Source organism: Nocardia sp. 852002-20019_SCH5090214, from assembly GCF_001665865.1.
In the GTDB taxonomy this organism is placed as follows: Bacteria; Actinomycetota; Actinomycetes; order Mycobacteriales; family Mycobacteriaceae; genus Nocardia; species Nocardia nova.
In genome coordinates this window covers 216,618-229,382 of the sequence record NZ_LZMK01000368.1, presented here as the reverse complement: position 1 = coordinate 229,382, position 12,765 = coordinate 216,618, and the positions used below count along the sequence as shown (strand labels likewise).

Annotated in this window: 12 protein-coding genes; 6 read left to right on the top strand and 6 right to left on the bottom strand. The window is 70.3% G+C overall.

The genetic code is table 11. The annotated features are described in order from the left end of the window. Positions 1-58: 58 nt before the first annotated feature. Positions 59-1,573 (top strand): class I adenylate-forming enzyme family protein, encoded by a 1,515-nt coding sequence (locus A5780_RS29495; RefSeq protein ID WP_064910454.1) that lies wholly within the window; start codon positions 59-61, stop codon positions 1,571-1,573. A 48-nt stretch (positions 1,574-1,621) separates the two neighbouring features. Next, positions 1,622-2,401, top strand: a complete 780-nt coding sequence (locus A5780_RS29490; protein WP_064910452.1) for an SDR family NAD(P)-dependent oxidoreductase — start codon at positions 1,622-1,624, stop codon at positions 2,399-2,401. Between the two features lie 14 nt (positions 2,402-2,415). On the opposite strand, the gene A5780_RS29485 is transcribed toward A5780_RS29490, so the two are convergent. Genes A5780_RS29485 through A5780_RS29465 form a run of 5 tightly spaced genes read right to left on the bottom strand, consistent with a single transcriptional unit; the run spans position 2,416 to position 7,688 of the window. Then, positions 2,416-3,540, bottom strand: coding sequence for an acyl-CoA dehydrogenase family protein (locus A5780_RS29485; protein WP_064904863.1), 1,125 nt, complete (start codon positions 3,538-3,540; stop codon positions 2,416-2,418). Beyond that, the gene (locus tag A5780_RS29480) at positions 3,537-4,721 is read right to left on the bottom strand and encodes an acyl-CoA dehydrogenase family protein (RefSeq protein ID WP_064910450.1); all 1,185 of its coding nucleotides are present in this window, start codon (positions 4,719-4,721) and stop codon (positions 3,537-3,539) included. Before A5780_RS29480 ends, A5780_RS29485 begins: the two co-directional genes overlap by 4 nt. 3 nt (positions 4,722-4,724) lie before the next feature. Next, positions 4,725-5,543 carry an enoyl-CoA hydratase/isomerase family protein gene (locus A5780_RS29475; RefSeq protein ID WP_231983141.1) on the bottom strand — a complete coding sequence of 273 codons (819 nt, stop codon included), beginning with the start codon at positions 5,541-5,543 and terminating at the stop codon, positions 4,725-4,727. 34 nt (positions 5,544-5,577) lie between these two features. Continuing rightward, complete coding sequence (locus A5780_RS29470; protein ID WP_064910448.1) at positions 5,578-6,537, bottom strand: acyl-CoA dehydrogenase family protein; 960 nt, start codon at positions 6,535-6,537, stop codon at positions 5,578-5,580. Continuing rightward, a complete protein-coding gene (locus tag A5780_RS29465) occupies positions 6,534-7,688 on the bottom strand; it encodes an acyl-CoA dehydrogenase family protein (RefSeq protein ID WP_063018438.1) in 1,155 nt (384 codons plus the stop codon). The genes A5780_RS29470 and A5780_RS29465 overlap by 4 nt, the downstream gene beginning before the upstream one ends. A gap of 94 nt (positions 7,689-7,782) precedes the next feature. Here A5780_RS29465 and A5780_RS29460 point away from each other — a divergent pair, with 94 nt between their 5' ends. Next, a complete protein-coding gene (locus A5780_RS29460) occupies positions 7,783-8,589 on the top strand; it encodes a FadR/GntR family transcriptional regulator (protein ID WP_063018440.1) in 807 nt (268 codons plus the stop codon). 39 nt (positions 8,590-8,628) lie between these two features. Here A5780_RS29460 and A5780_RS29455 read toward each other — a convergent pair whose 3' ends face one another. Beyond that, positions 8,629-9,009, bottom strand: a complete 381-nt coding sequence (locus A5780_RS29455; RefSeq protein WP_063018442.1) for a hypothetical protein — start codon at positions 9,007-9,009, stop codon at positions 8,629-8,631. Positions 9,010-9,104: 95 nt separating this feature from the next. Here A5780_RS29455 and A5780_RS29450 point away from each other — a divergent pair, with 95 nt between their 5' ends. The 3 genes from A5780_RS29450 (at position 9,105) to A5780_RS29440 (ending at position 12,755) form a co-directional block, all read left to right on the top strand. After that, positions 9,105-9,806 (top strand): DUF4389 domain-containing protein, encoded by a 702-nt coding sequence (locus A5780_RS29450; RefSeq protein WP_063018444.1) that lies wholly within the window; start codon positions 9,105-9,107, stop codon positions 9,804-9,806. 499 nt (positions 9,807-10,305) lie between these two features. Then, positions 10,306-11,901, top strand: coding sequence for an SMP-30/gluconolactonase/LRE family protein (locus tag A5780_RS29445; RefSeq protein ID WP_064910598.1), 1,596 nt, complete (start codon positions 10,306-10,308; stop codon positions 11,899-11,901). A gap of 5 nt (positions 11,902-11,906) precedes the next feature. Next, complete coding sequence (locus A5780_RS29440; RefSeq protein ID WP_063018446.1) at positions 11,907-12,755, top strand: SDR family NAD(P)-dependent oxidoreductase; 849 nt, start codon at positions 11,907-11,909, stop codon at positions 12,753-12,755. Positions 12,756-12,765 lie beyond the last annotated feature (10 nt).

Here is a 12,765-nt window from a genome sequence, read left to right as displayed (position 1 = left end):
GGGCAACATCTTCAGGCTATCTGATGAATCTTTACAAGGATAGTGATATCAAGGTTCGGTGGGCAGTGACAACAACGGCGTGCGAATTCCCGCATCGGTGGCCACGATCCTCGATCCGGTGCTGGCTACCCGCCCCGACGCCACCGCGATCGAAGCGGCATCGGGCGCGTGGACGTATGCCGAACTCGACGCCGCGGCGGCGCGGGCGGCCGGTGCGCTGTGGCATCTGGGGGTGCGCCCGGGCGATCGGGTCGCGGCGTGTCTGCCCAACGACCTGCCCATCGTGGCGGCGTTTCACGGCGCGCAGCGGATCGGCGCGGTATGGGCGGGAATCGGCGAGGCGTCCGCGGCATCCGAACAGCAACTGCTGTGCGATCTGGTGGAGCCGTCGGTCGTCCTGGCGGGGCCGCGATTCGACGCGCGGGTCGCGCGGGCGGTCGATCCCGACCGGTGGGCCGGGCTGCTCCGCACAACGGATCCGGCGCCGCGGGTCGAGACCGATCCCGACGCGCCGGCCGGCATCGCGTTCACCAGCGGCACCTCCGGCGTTCCCAAGGCGGTCGTGCATTCCCAGCGCGGGATGCTGCTGCCGGGTGCGGTCACGGTGGCCACCCGCAGCTGGGGGCCGGATCTGCGCCGCGGTGACAGTTTCGCGTTGACCATTCTCAACATGATGATCCTGTCCACTCTCACCACCGCGCAGGCGGGCGGGACCGCGGTGATCATGAATCGCCGCGACGCCGAGGGCGTGGCGGAATGGATTGCCGCGCATCGGGTTACGGTGTGGAATGGAGCGCCCGCCCAGCTCTACGACCTGGCCCGGCGCAGCGCCGATCTGAGCTCGCTGCGTGAGGTGTGGAGCGGCGGCAGCGACACCTCCGACGCCGTGCGCGACGCCTTCGCCGAGGCGCACGGTCTGGTTCCGCGGGTCACCTACGGGCTCACCGAGGCGCCGACCGTGGTGTCGATCGACCCGCCCGGATCGGCGTGGCGGCCGGGTACGAGCGGCCGGGTGACACCGCAATTCGACGTCGCCGCCTACGACGACGAGGGCCGCCGCCTGCCCGCCGGTGAACCGGGTGAACTGCGGCTGGCCCCCGCAGCGGCCGGGCCGTGGGCGGGCCGATGGACTCCGATGCTCGGCTACTGGTCCGACGGCCGGGTACGTCCGGGCGAACCGCCGCCGCTGCCGACCGGCGATATCGGAACCGTGGACGAGCGGGGCTGGCTGCGGGTGATCGACCGCAAGAAGCTGGTGATCATCCGGGGCGGCGCGAACGTCTATCCGCTCGAGGTGGAACGCGTCATCACCGGACATCCGGGAGTGGCCGCGGCCGCGGTCTGCGGGATACCCGACGAACGGCTCGGCCAGCGCGTCGCTGCTGTCGTCGAAAGTTCCGGCCCGGCACTGGATTTCGATGCGCTCACGGCCTGGTGCCGGCGCGAACTCGCGAGCTACAAGGTGCCCGAGCGCTGGGTCCGGGTGCCGGCGCTGCCGGTCAATGCGATGGGCAAGATCCAGCGCACCGAACTCGCGGCGCTGGTGACCGCAGGGCTCGGGGAACCGTCATGACCGTCCGGCGCACCTCATGAAACCTGCTGCAGCGAAAGGAAATACGCGGTGACCGGACAGCACAGCTCCGGCGGGGCGGACGTCTTCGACCTGAAGGGCCGGGTCGCGATCGTGACCGGCGCGTCGTCGGGCCTGGGGGCAGCCGTGGCCCGCACCCTCGCCGGACTCGGCGCGCGGGTAGCGGTCGTGGCGCGCCGGCGTGATCGGCTGCGGGAACTGGCCGAGGAGATCGACGGCCTCGCCGTCACCGCCGACCTGTCGGAGCTGGAACGGGTCGGCGCCATCGCCGAGGCCACGGCCGCCGGGCTCGGTCCACCGGAAATACTGGTCAACGCGGCGGGCACCATGTTCACCGAGGAACGCGCGGAAGCCGAACCGCTGCCCGCCATCCGGTCCACCCTGGAGCTGAATCTGGCCGCACCGCTGCTGCTGTCGCAGGCGGTGTTCGAGCATATGCGCGCGGTCGGCCGCGGCAGTATCGTCAACATCTCCTCGATCAGCGGCCGGGTGGGCATCCCCGGCATCCCGCAGGCGTCCTACGCCGCCAGCAAGGCCGGATTGTCCGGCCTGACAGCCGAATTGGCGGTCCAGTGGGCCCGCCACTCCATCAGGGTGAACACGGTGGCCCCGGGCTTCTTCCGCAGCGAGATCACCGCCCCGCTCTACGACAACGAGCGTCCCCGCGAATACCTCCGCCGCAACACTCCCCTGCCCCGCCACGGCACACCGGAGGACGTGGTGGGCGCGGTCGCCTGGCTGGCCGGTGACGCCGCGGGCTACGTGACGGGCCAGACCATCGTCGTCGACGGTGGGTGGACCGCCCGCTGACCCGCAGTCACTCCTCAGGGTGTGAAGCCCGGATCCCGGTAGCGGCGGGCGAGATGCGCCCGATGGTCGGCCGGAGATCCGAACAGCGCGCGGTTGAGGGTGGCGCGTTCCAGGTAGCGGTGGATGCCGCTCTCCCAGGTGTAGCCCATTCCGCCGTGCAGTTGCATGGCCTTTCCGGCGATGTCGACGGCGGCGGCACAGGCGTGGGATTTGGCTCGGGCGATCGGGATCCACGCATCCGCCGCGCCGAGGACGTGTGCGGCCACGGCGTCGTCGACGAGCCGGCCGGCGACGCGCAGGGCGACGAGCATATCGGCGCACGCGTGTTTCACCGCCTGGAACGAGCCGACGGGTCGGCCGAATTGTTCGCGGGTGCGCACATGGGTGACGGTCGCGTCCAGCGCCGCCTCGGCGAGTCCGACGCTGTCGATGGCGGTGGCCAGCGCGGCCCGCTCGAACAGCGCTCGGAGCGGGTCGACATCGGCCCAGCGCCACATTGAATCCGCCTCGATGCGGGCGTCCTCGGCGCGCACCGCACCGATGGTGCGGGTCCCGTCGAGAATCGGCTGCTCGGCGACCGCGATACCGGGTGCGCCGGGTGATACCGCCACCAGAACCGTCGATCCGTCCGGTTCCGCCGCCGGAATCAACAAGGTGGTCGCCGATGCGACGTCGGCAACGAATTCCGTTGTGCCACGGAGAGATATTCCATCGTCGCGGCGCTCGATACGAAACGGCACGAACCCGCCGGACCCGCCCCACGGCGGCGCGGCATCCCCGCCCGCGACCACGATCGGCACGGCCGCGCCGTCGGCCGCCGCGCGCAACAGCCGGTTGCGTGCGGCGCCCGGCGCCGCCGCGGCGAGCGCGGGCAGCGCCAGCACCGCCATCGAGGCGAAGGGGCTGCGGGTGAGGGCGCGGCCCATTTCCCGCAGCACCACCGCCACTTCGGCGAATGTCGCGGCGGCACCGTCGAATTCGGCGGCCACCTCGAGCCCCGGCCACCCCGAGGCCGCGATCGGCGTCCAGTCCTGTGGCTCGCCCGGTGCGGTCGCGCCGAGTACGCGCCGTGCCACCGCGCGCAGGTCGTCGTGCAATTCCGCGAAGCCGGTCACCGGCTCCGACAGCTGCCCGGTCATCGCGGCACCACCGGTTCCCGGGGCAGGCCGAGTCCGCGTTCCCCGATGATGGTGCGCTGGATCTCGCTGGTGCCGCCGGGAATGGTCCACTCCCACGAGCCGAGGAAATCGAGCATCCAGGCCCCCGACTCCCACCCGCTGGATCGCGGTTTGCGCAGCACCGTATGGGCGCTCACGCCGGCCACCTCCGTTCCGAAGTCCGTCATCCGCTGCAGCAGTTCGCTGTAGTACAGCTTCACGATCGAGGCGTCGGCCGGGCCGGGCCGCTCGGCCGCGACCAGATCCGCGCACATTCCCCGCAGGCCGGTCAGTTCGGTTTCCAGCTGCGCCACCCGGTCGGCGACCGCTGGATCGTCCAGCGCACACCCGCCGCCGGGGCGCGGTCGCGCGCACAGTTGGACCAGTCGCCGGAAACCGCCGTGCGCCAGCCGTTCCGCCAGCTCGAGCATCGTCAACCCGCGTTCGGCGCCCAGGGTTCGCTGCGCCACCTGCCAGCCCCCATGCTCGGGACCGATGAGATTCGCCGCCGGAATCTCGACGTCGTCGAGGACGATCTCGCAGAAATGCCACTCCCCGGTGGCCTGCCGGATCGGCCGCACGTCCACCCCGGGCGAGCGCATATCGAGCAGGAAGTACGAAATACCCTGCCGCTGCGCAGCTTTCGGGTCGGTGCGGGCCAGCAGCAGGCACCAGTCCGCGAATGCCGCGCCGCTGGCCCAGAGCTTGCGGCCGTTGACCACGTAGCTGTCGCCGCGGCGGCGGGCGGAGGTGCGCAAGGCCGCCATATCCGATCCGGCGTCCGGTTCGGAGAAGCCCTGACACCAAATCTCCCCGTCCAGAATCGCCGGCAGGTGCCGCTCGCGTTGCGCGGCGGTGCCGGCGGCCAGCAGCGTCGCGGCCGCATGATGGATCGAGACGAACGCCAGTACCAGCCGCGGCGCGTCGTGCGCGGCGAGTTCGGAGTACAGCACCGCCTGCTGTGCGACCGGCATGCCGCCGCCCCACTCGCTCGGCCAGTGCGGCACCGCGAAGCCCGCGGCGCGCAGGCGCTGGAACCACTCCTGCTGAAATTCGACGAATTCCGCGTCGGTGGCGCCGGTCTGGCGCGCCCGCCAGTCGGGCGGGATATTCGCCGCACACCAGTGCCGCACCTCCTCCCGGAATTCGGCCGGCGTATCCATCGGTTACCTCCGGGCCGCCGCGCGCCGCAGCGCCAGCAGCCGTTCACGATGTTCGGGTGAGCACATGGTGACCGATTCGGCGGCGAATCCGGCCTGCATCGCACCGGAGAGCGCTTGCGATAGATACATATTCGCCACGCGCTTGGTGGCTCGCAGCGCCGGCGCCGGTTGCGCGGCGAGCCGCTGTGCCAGCCGCGACGCGTCGTCGAGCAGGTTCTCCGGTTCGGAGACCGAGGTGGCCAGTCCCAGGTCGACGGCGGTCGGGGCGTCGATGCGATCGCCGGTGTAGAGGTAGACGCGCGAGCGCAGCAGCGGGGTGAGCAGCGGCCAGAAGGCCGCGCCCCCGTCACCGGCGACCAGCCCCACGCTCACATGCGGATCGGCCAGATACGCGGTGCGCGACATCAACACCACATCCGACAGGACGGCCACGCTCGCGCCCAGTCCCATGGCTGGACCGTTGACCGCGGCGATCACCGGCAGCGGGAACCGCAACATCTCCTCGATGATCTGCGCACCTTCGCGCAGGCTTTCCTCCCGCGCCACCGGATCGTCGAGGAAGGAGGTGATCCAGTCCAGATCGCCGCCCGCGCTGAAGGCCCGCCCGGCGCCGGTGACGACGACGACCTTCGCCGCGGTGTCGGCCGCCAGCTGTCGCCACACATTGGCCAGTGCCCAGTGCAGCGGTTCGTTCACGGCGTTCAATTCGCCGGGCCGGTTGATGGTCACCGTTCGCACCGGCCCGCTGCCCGTCACGGTCAGCACGTCGGGCAGGTCGTAGTTCGCGATATCGCGGTTCGGAATATCGTCCGTCACAGGCACTTACCGCACTTTCGCATTCGACGCACTGTTGCACTCACTGCCATGTCGCATCGACTGCCTCCTCGCCGTCGAACGGCCCGGGCAGCCCCCGCGTGCCGAGATGGCGGGTCAGTCGATCGCGGGTACCGGAACTCGCCCACGGCAGCCGGCGCAACGGCAGGCTGTAGCGCGACAACCACGACAGCGGCGATTCGTCGCAGAAGCCGACGGCCCCGTGCAGCTGGTGGGCGACCCGGAACACGGTTTCCGCGGCATCGAGCGCGGCCACCCGTGCCGCGAGCGCGTCGCCGAGAGCATCCTCCCCGCCGCACTGGACGCTCCACAAGGCGTATTTCGCGAGGACGTCCACCCCGCTGCGTTCGACCTCGGCGTCGGTGAGCTGAAACTGCACGCCCTGGAATTTCGCGAGCGGCTGTCCGAACTGGGTGCGCATCAGGACGTGGGAACGGGTGAGATCGAGGGCGCGGTCCAGCATGCCCAGCAGCGTCCAGCAGCTCAGTGTCAGCGCGAGGGCCGCATCCGCGCTGCCGGCCGCCCCGACCGAGGTCAGCGCCAAGGGCGTCACGAAGGCGGAGGTGCGTGGCGACGCACCGTCGGACAGCGCCCGCGCCTGGAAGAGCTTGCCCTCCACCGTGACTGCCGACCACCGCAGGTCCAGCTCGGCGACCGCGCCGCGAGGATGCGATTCGGTGATCACCACCAGACCGTCGGCGTCGGCGTCGAGCGGCCGTGCCAGCCGTTCGGCCAGCGGATACGGCAGCGCCCAGTAGCCGGCACTGCGGCACAGCGCCCCGGCGGCCTCCAGATCGTCGCGGTCGCGACGCGGATCCAGCTCCCACGCACCGAGTCCGGCCAGCACGGACGCGACGATCTCCCCGCGACGAGACGGATGGGCCTCGGCGTCCTGGATCAGCCGATCCCCGCCCGCGGCCTCGAAGGCCCGGCTCGCCTCCCGGCCGTAGTCGGCGGCCTCCCGGCTCAGATCGATGTTCACGACGCCCCCAGCAGTGCCCGCGACAACAACAGCCGCTGCATTTCGATACTTCCCGAGGCGATGGTCGCGGCCTGCGAATACCGCCAATGATCGGCGACGGCACGGCGAAACCAGCTCTCGCGCCGCGCATCCGGTGCGGTGTCGAGCTGATCGGCCAATTCGGTGAGGACTTCGGCACTGTCCTGATCGAGCCGCGTGACCGCGATCCGATAGGCGGCGGCGTCACCGGGCGCCACCCGGTCCTCGTGCTGCATGGCGACCACCCGGTAGGCCAGCAACCGCGCGCGGCGGCAGTGCACCAGCATGCGCGCCCAGCGCCCGCGCAATTCGGCCGGCACCTCCGCCCAGCGATCGCCCAGCACCTCCGGCGCCGCACGCAGCAGTCGCTCGCATCGGGCATAGCGGGCGATGCCGACGCGTTCGAAGGCCAGCACCTCCTGCACGACCTTCCAGCCGTCGCCGACCGTGCCGAGCACATCGGCCTCGGTGACCCGCAACTGGTCGAAGAAGACCTCGTTCAGATGATGCGGCCCCATCATGGCCCGGATCGGCCGGACCTGGACCCCCGGCGCGGTCATCGGCACCAGGAAGATGGTCAGCCCCTGCTGTTTGCGTTCACCGGTGGCCGTGCGCGCCAACAGGAAACACCACTGCGCCATGGTGGCGTAGGAGGTCCAGATCTTCTGGCCGCTGATCAGCCAGCCGTCGCCGTCGCGGCGGGCGGTGGTGCGCAGCGAGGCCAGATCCGACCCCGCCTCGGGTTCGCTGAATCCCTGACACCAGATCACCTCGCCGCGCGCTATGGGCGGCAGGTGGGTGCGCTGCTGTTGCGGGGTGCCGTGTCGCATCAGCGCCGGCCCCACCCAGTTGACCCCCATGTACTGGGCGCCGCGCGGCTCGTGATGGGCCCACATCTCCTCGCGGACCACCGTCTGCTCCCACACCGATCCGCCGCGCCCGCCGAATTCCCGGGGCCACGCCGCGCACAGGAGCCCGCGCTCGGCCAGAACTCCGCAGAAATGCTGCGCGACCGCGAGATCTGCCGGGTCGTCGGTGAAGGCGCCCAGGAAATCGGCGGGGACGTGCTGGGACACCAAGCGCCGCAATTCATCTCGCAGCGCGTCGGCGGCCTCCCCCATCGTGAAGTCCATCACCCGACGGTACGTCAATCCTCATAAGGATAGCAATATTTGAATGGTCAGCACCAGCTGGTTAGAATCCGTGCATGGACCAAAGGCAGCCCGCGTGACCACCGCGCGTCGCGGGCGGATTCCGCAGCGCCGCATCGCCGAAACGGTCGCCTCCGAGCTGCGCACCCGCATCCTGTCCGGCGACGACGACTATCGCCTGCCCACCCAGGACCAGCTGGTGAAGGAATTCGGCGTCAGCTATCCCTCGATCCGCGAATCGCTGCGCATCCTCGAGACCGAGGGACTGGTCACCGTGCGGCGCGGCAATGTCGGCGGCGCGGAGGTCCACCGGCCCGACGAATACTCTGCCGCCTATCACCTGGGTCTGGCGCTGCAGGGAGCGCGGGTCACCCTCGGCGATCTGGCCGCCGCCTTGCAGATGCTCGAACCGCTGTGCGCCGCCGAATGCGCTCGCCGCCCCGATCGCGCGGAAGTGGTGGTCCCGGCGCTCGAGGCCAATATCCACGCCTGCGAAGAAGTGGTCGGCGACGGTGTCGCCTTCACCCGCACCGCCCGCGAATTCCACGATCTGGTGGTCGCTTTCACCCCGAACGCGACCGTGCGCTGCGTGGTGTCGAGCCTGGTCACCCTGTGGTCGGCGCAGGAGCAGGCCTGGGCCGAGACGCTCACCCGGCGCGGTGAGTACCCGTCGAAACCGCAGGCCCACGACGCCGCCCGGGTGCACGCCCGCCTGGTCACCGCGATCGCCGACGGCGACGACGCCGAGGCCGAACGCCTGGCCCGCGCCCACCTGCGCGCGACCCAGTCCGTCGTGCTGGAGCGCTACGACTCCGGTGTGGTGAACGCGTCCTCGGACATGGCACGCCAGGCGATCGCCGCGGGGCCCCGCGCCCGGCTGTAAACGCAAGCGAAAGACGCTGCGGCACAGCACATCGCGAATTCAGTCGCGGTAGCGCTGCGCGACCGCCGCGAATTCGTCGAGGGCGCGCAGCGATTCCGATTCCGGCAGGGTCGGCAGTGCCAGGGTCACCCGCTGCACACCGGCCTCGGCATAGGCATCCAGCAATGCGGGATCGGGCGCGACCGGCGTGATCGCGATCGGGATGCCGCTGTCGCCGACGGCGGCCAGTTGGTCCGGCACCTGCGCCGGGTCGGATACGCCGTTGGGCACCCAGCCGATACCGAGGCGCACCGCACGCCGCGCCGCGACCTCCCCGCCACCGACGAAGATCGGCGGATGCGGACGCGGGCTCCGCGCGTGCGCGGGATGGCCGACCACGGCACCGGCACGGCCGCGTGTTCCGGCCCGGTGACGCCGCACCGGCCCGAATTGCCCCTGCGCTCAGCGTGAATGCGAAACAATCGTGCATATCCGACGCGGCTCGGCTGGGCCGCGACCGCCGAGAGGAGCGTGACATGCAACCCGAGGCATCTCCCTACCCGGTCCGCGTGCGCGGCGATCTGGATCCCGCGCTGTCGCGCTGGCAATGGATCGTCAAGTGGATTCTGGCGATCCCGCACTACATCGTGCTGTTCTTCCTGAGTATCGCCTATGCGGTGGTGACGGTCATCGCGTTCTTCGCCATCCTGATCACCGGCCGCTATCCCCGCGGACTGTTCGATTTCACCGTCGGTGTCCTGCGCTGGTCGTGGCGCGTGCGGTTCTACGCGCTCTCGGCGCTCGGCACCGACCGGTACCCGCCGTTCAGTCTGCGGCCGGACGAGAACTATCCGGCCGACCTCGAGGTCGACTATCCCGAGCGGCTGCACCGGGGTCTGGTCCTGATCAAATGGTGGCTGCTGGCGATCCCCCAGTATCTGATCGTCTGGGCGTTCGTCGGCAGCTCACGGTACTGGGGCAGTGACGACGAGGGGACCGCCGTCATCTGGATTCCGCTGCTCGGCATCCTCGTGCTGATCGCGGCGATCGCGCTGCTGTTCACCGGCCGCTATCCGAACGGCCTGTTCGCCTTCGTACTCGGCATGAACCGCTGGACGCTGCGAGTCCGGGCCTACGTGTCGCTGATGCGCGACGAGTACCCGCCGTTCCGGCTGGACCAGGGGCCGCGCGAACCCGAAAACGCCCCGCGCCCAACCGAATCCGGTCATCCGGTCTGATCACTCCCTGGTCGGCGCCGGCCGCAGCGCGACGGCCGGGCGCCGGCCGGTGTGTAGCCCCGCACCCGAGTTGGTCACGCCACCGCCCCGCACGGTCGTCCGCACGCCGAAGCGTGAGACCTGCCGGCCTGTCAAGGGGGCCATCCCGGCCGCGCGAGCAGTCCGCGCACGAGCAGCGCCGCCGAAACCAGGCTGAGACTGCACCCGACATCGGGAACCATCGCCGCCGGCAACGGGCCGACCGCGAAATACACCGCACCCACGGCGGTCCCGTACTCCCCTGAGCCGCATCACCGCAGGTGACGGTCGGTAGCTCGCGCATGCTACGTCAATCCTGTCAATGATAACAACACTTGAATGATCGGAAGTGGAGAACTACGCTCTCCACAAACGAGAAGGTGTCATACATCACTATCGTCTCGCGGCGAGACCGGGTGCCGACACCGAATCGAGTGATTCCTCGTCCCAGAACTTCCCAGAGCACTACGGAGGCTTCGCGGTGACTACACCGGCGCGCTACCTCACCTCGACCGCGGCGAGCGTCGCCGACGGGTGGACCCTCGACCGCATCACCGCACCGAGCAGGTTGTTCGGCGCCAACGGCATTCGCACCGGCGCCGACGGGCGGATCTACGTCGCGCAGGTGGCGGGCAGCCAGATCAGCGCCCTGGACCCGAATTCCGGCGATCTGGAGACGATCAGCGCGATGGGCAGCGATATCGTCGCGCCCGACGACATCGCCTTCGCACCCGACGGTGAGCTCTACATCACCGAGTACTACGACGGCCGCGTCAGCATTCGCGACGGCAAGGGCGAAACCCGGGTGCTGCGTGACGATCTCCCCGGCGCCAACGGCATCACCTTTCACCGGGGCCGGCTGTTCGTCGACGAATGCCGCCCGGGCGGGCGGCTGATGGAAGTGGACCCGGCCGGCGGCGCGCCGCGGGTGCTGCTGGACGGGCTGCCGATGCCGAACGCCCTCGAGGCCGGGCCCGACGGCAAGCTCTACTATCCGCTGCTGGGCAGCAACGAGATCTGGCGCATCGATCCCGACGGCGGCGAACCCGAGCGGGTCGCGGCCGACCTGGGCGGACCGGACGCGGTCAAATTCGACGCCACCGGCTGCATCGTCTCCACCCAGGTCGCCACCGGTGAGGTACTCCGGATCGATCCGCGCAACGGCGAGCGAACCGTCCTCGCGACCGTCGGGCCGGGCTTGGACAATCTGACCTTCGTCGGCGAGCGGCTGTTCGTCTCCAGTTTCACCGGCAAGATCACCGAAATCCTCGCCGGCGGCGCCACCCGCACCGCCCTCGCCGACGGACTGACCTGGCCGCTGGACCTGACCGTCGGCCCGGACGGCACCCTCTACATCGCGGACGGCACCTTCCTGCTCGCCGTCCCACCGGGCGGCGAGTTGTATACCGCCGGAATGCTTTTCAGCCCCGGCTACCCCGGCTATATCCGCGGACTCACCGCGACGGGCGGCAGTGAGCTCATCGTCACCGGCAACGGGTCGGTCTCGCGCTATCGCCCGGCCGCCAACGAGAGCGAGGTGCTCGTCGACGGGCTCGACCAGCTCTACGGTGTGGCGGTCGCACCCGACGGCACCGTCGCGGTCGCCGACCGGGGCACCGGCACCGTGCACGCGGTACGCGATGGGCGCGCCGAACTGCTGGCGAGCGGACTGCACGATCCGATGGGCGTGGCATTCACCGCGTCCGGCATCTGCCTGGTCGCCGAGGCAGGCGCGGGCCGGGTGGCGGCGATCGACGGTTCGACGGTGGATACGGTGGCCGACGGGCTCGGCCGGCCGCACGGGCTGGTGGTTCACGCCGGTGTCGTGTACATCGTGGACGTCGAGGCCAAGGAATTGATCGGCCTGGATCCGACAACCGAAGCGCGCCAGGTGATCGCGCGGAATCTGCCGGTGGGCGCCCCGCCCGGGGTGACACCCAAACCGTTGAAGGGCCTGCTGCCGTTCTCCGGACCGCAGGGACCGTTCAGCGGCATCGCCGCCGGGCCCGACGGCACGCTCTACCTCTCCGGCGATGCCGAGGGCAGCGTCCTGGCGATCCGGCGCGACGGCCGGTGAGAACGATGACGGTCAACGACTTCTTCGGACTCGACGGCCGGGTCGTCATCGTCTCCGGCGCCAGCGGAGGCGGCATCGGCACGGCGGTCACCCGCCGCATCGCCGAGGCGGGGGCCCGGGTGATCGCGGTGGGCCGCTCCCGCGACAAACTCGACGCCGATATCGCACCGCTTGCGGCACAGGGACTTCCGATCGTGCCGGTGGCCGCCGACGCCGCCACCGACGAGGGCATCGCGACGGTGCTCGATCACGCGCGCGCGGCCGAGGGCGACCTGTACGGCCTGGTCAATATCGCCGGTGGCGCAGCACCCGCGACCTGGATGCCGGCCACCCGGGTCACCCGCGAGGACTGGCGGGCGCTGCTCGAATGGAATCTGGAGACGATGTTCTTCTTCAGCCAGGCGGTCGCCGCCGAACTCAGATCGCGGGGGCTGCCGGGATCCATCGTGTCGCTGTCGTCGATCAGCGGGATGAACGCCGCCCCCTTCCACATCGCCTACGGCACCGCGAAGGCCGCACTCGTGGCCGCGACCCGGACCCTGGCCGCCGAACTGGCACTCGACGGAATTCGCGTCAACGCGGTCGCCCCGGGCGTCACCGCGACCCCGGCCTCGGGCACCTACGTGGGCGCCGATCCCGAGCGCGATCGCCGAGCCATCGCCATGGGCCGCCGCGCCCGGCCGGACGAACAGGCCGGGCCGATCCTGTTCCTGCTGTCCGAACTCTCCAGCTACATCACCGGGCAGACCGTGCTGGTCGACGGCGGGCTGAACTTGAAATGGACCCATCTGGGCGCGGACAACACCTCGTTGTTCCTCGAGGACGACGGGTTCCGTGCCGCCATCACACGCTGAGACGCCGTCA

Coding starts and splice junctions, on each gene's coding strand:
- A5780_RS29485 (WP_064904863.1), bottom strand. CDS start 3,540: ATGACCGGGCAGCTGTCGGAGCCGGTGACCGGCTTCGCGGAATTGCAC.
- A5780_RS29480 (WP_064910450.1), bottom strand. CDS start 4,721: ATGGATACGCCGGCCGAATTCCGGGAGGAGGTGCGGCACTGGTGTGCG.
- A5780_RS29440 (WP_063018446.1), top strand. CDS start 11,907: ATGACGGTCAACGACTTCTTCGGACTCGACGGCCGGGTCGTCATCGTC.
- A5780_RS29465 (WP_063018438.1), bottom strand. CDS start 7,688: ATGGACTTCACGATGGGGGAGGCCGCCGACGCGCTGCGAGATGAATTG.
- A5780_RS29450 (WP_063018444.1), top strand. CDS start 9,105: ATGCAACCCGAGGCATCTCCCTACCCGGTCCGCGTGCGCGGCGATCTG.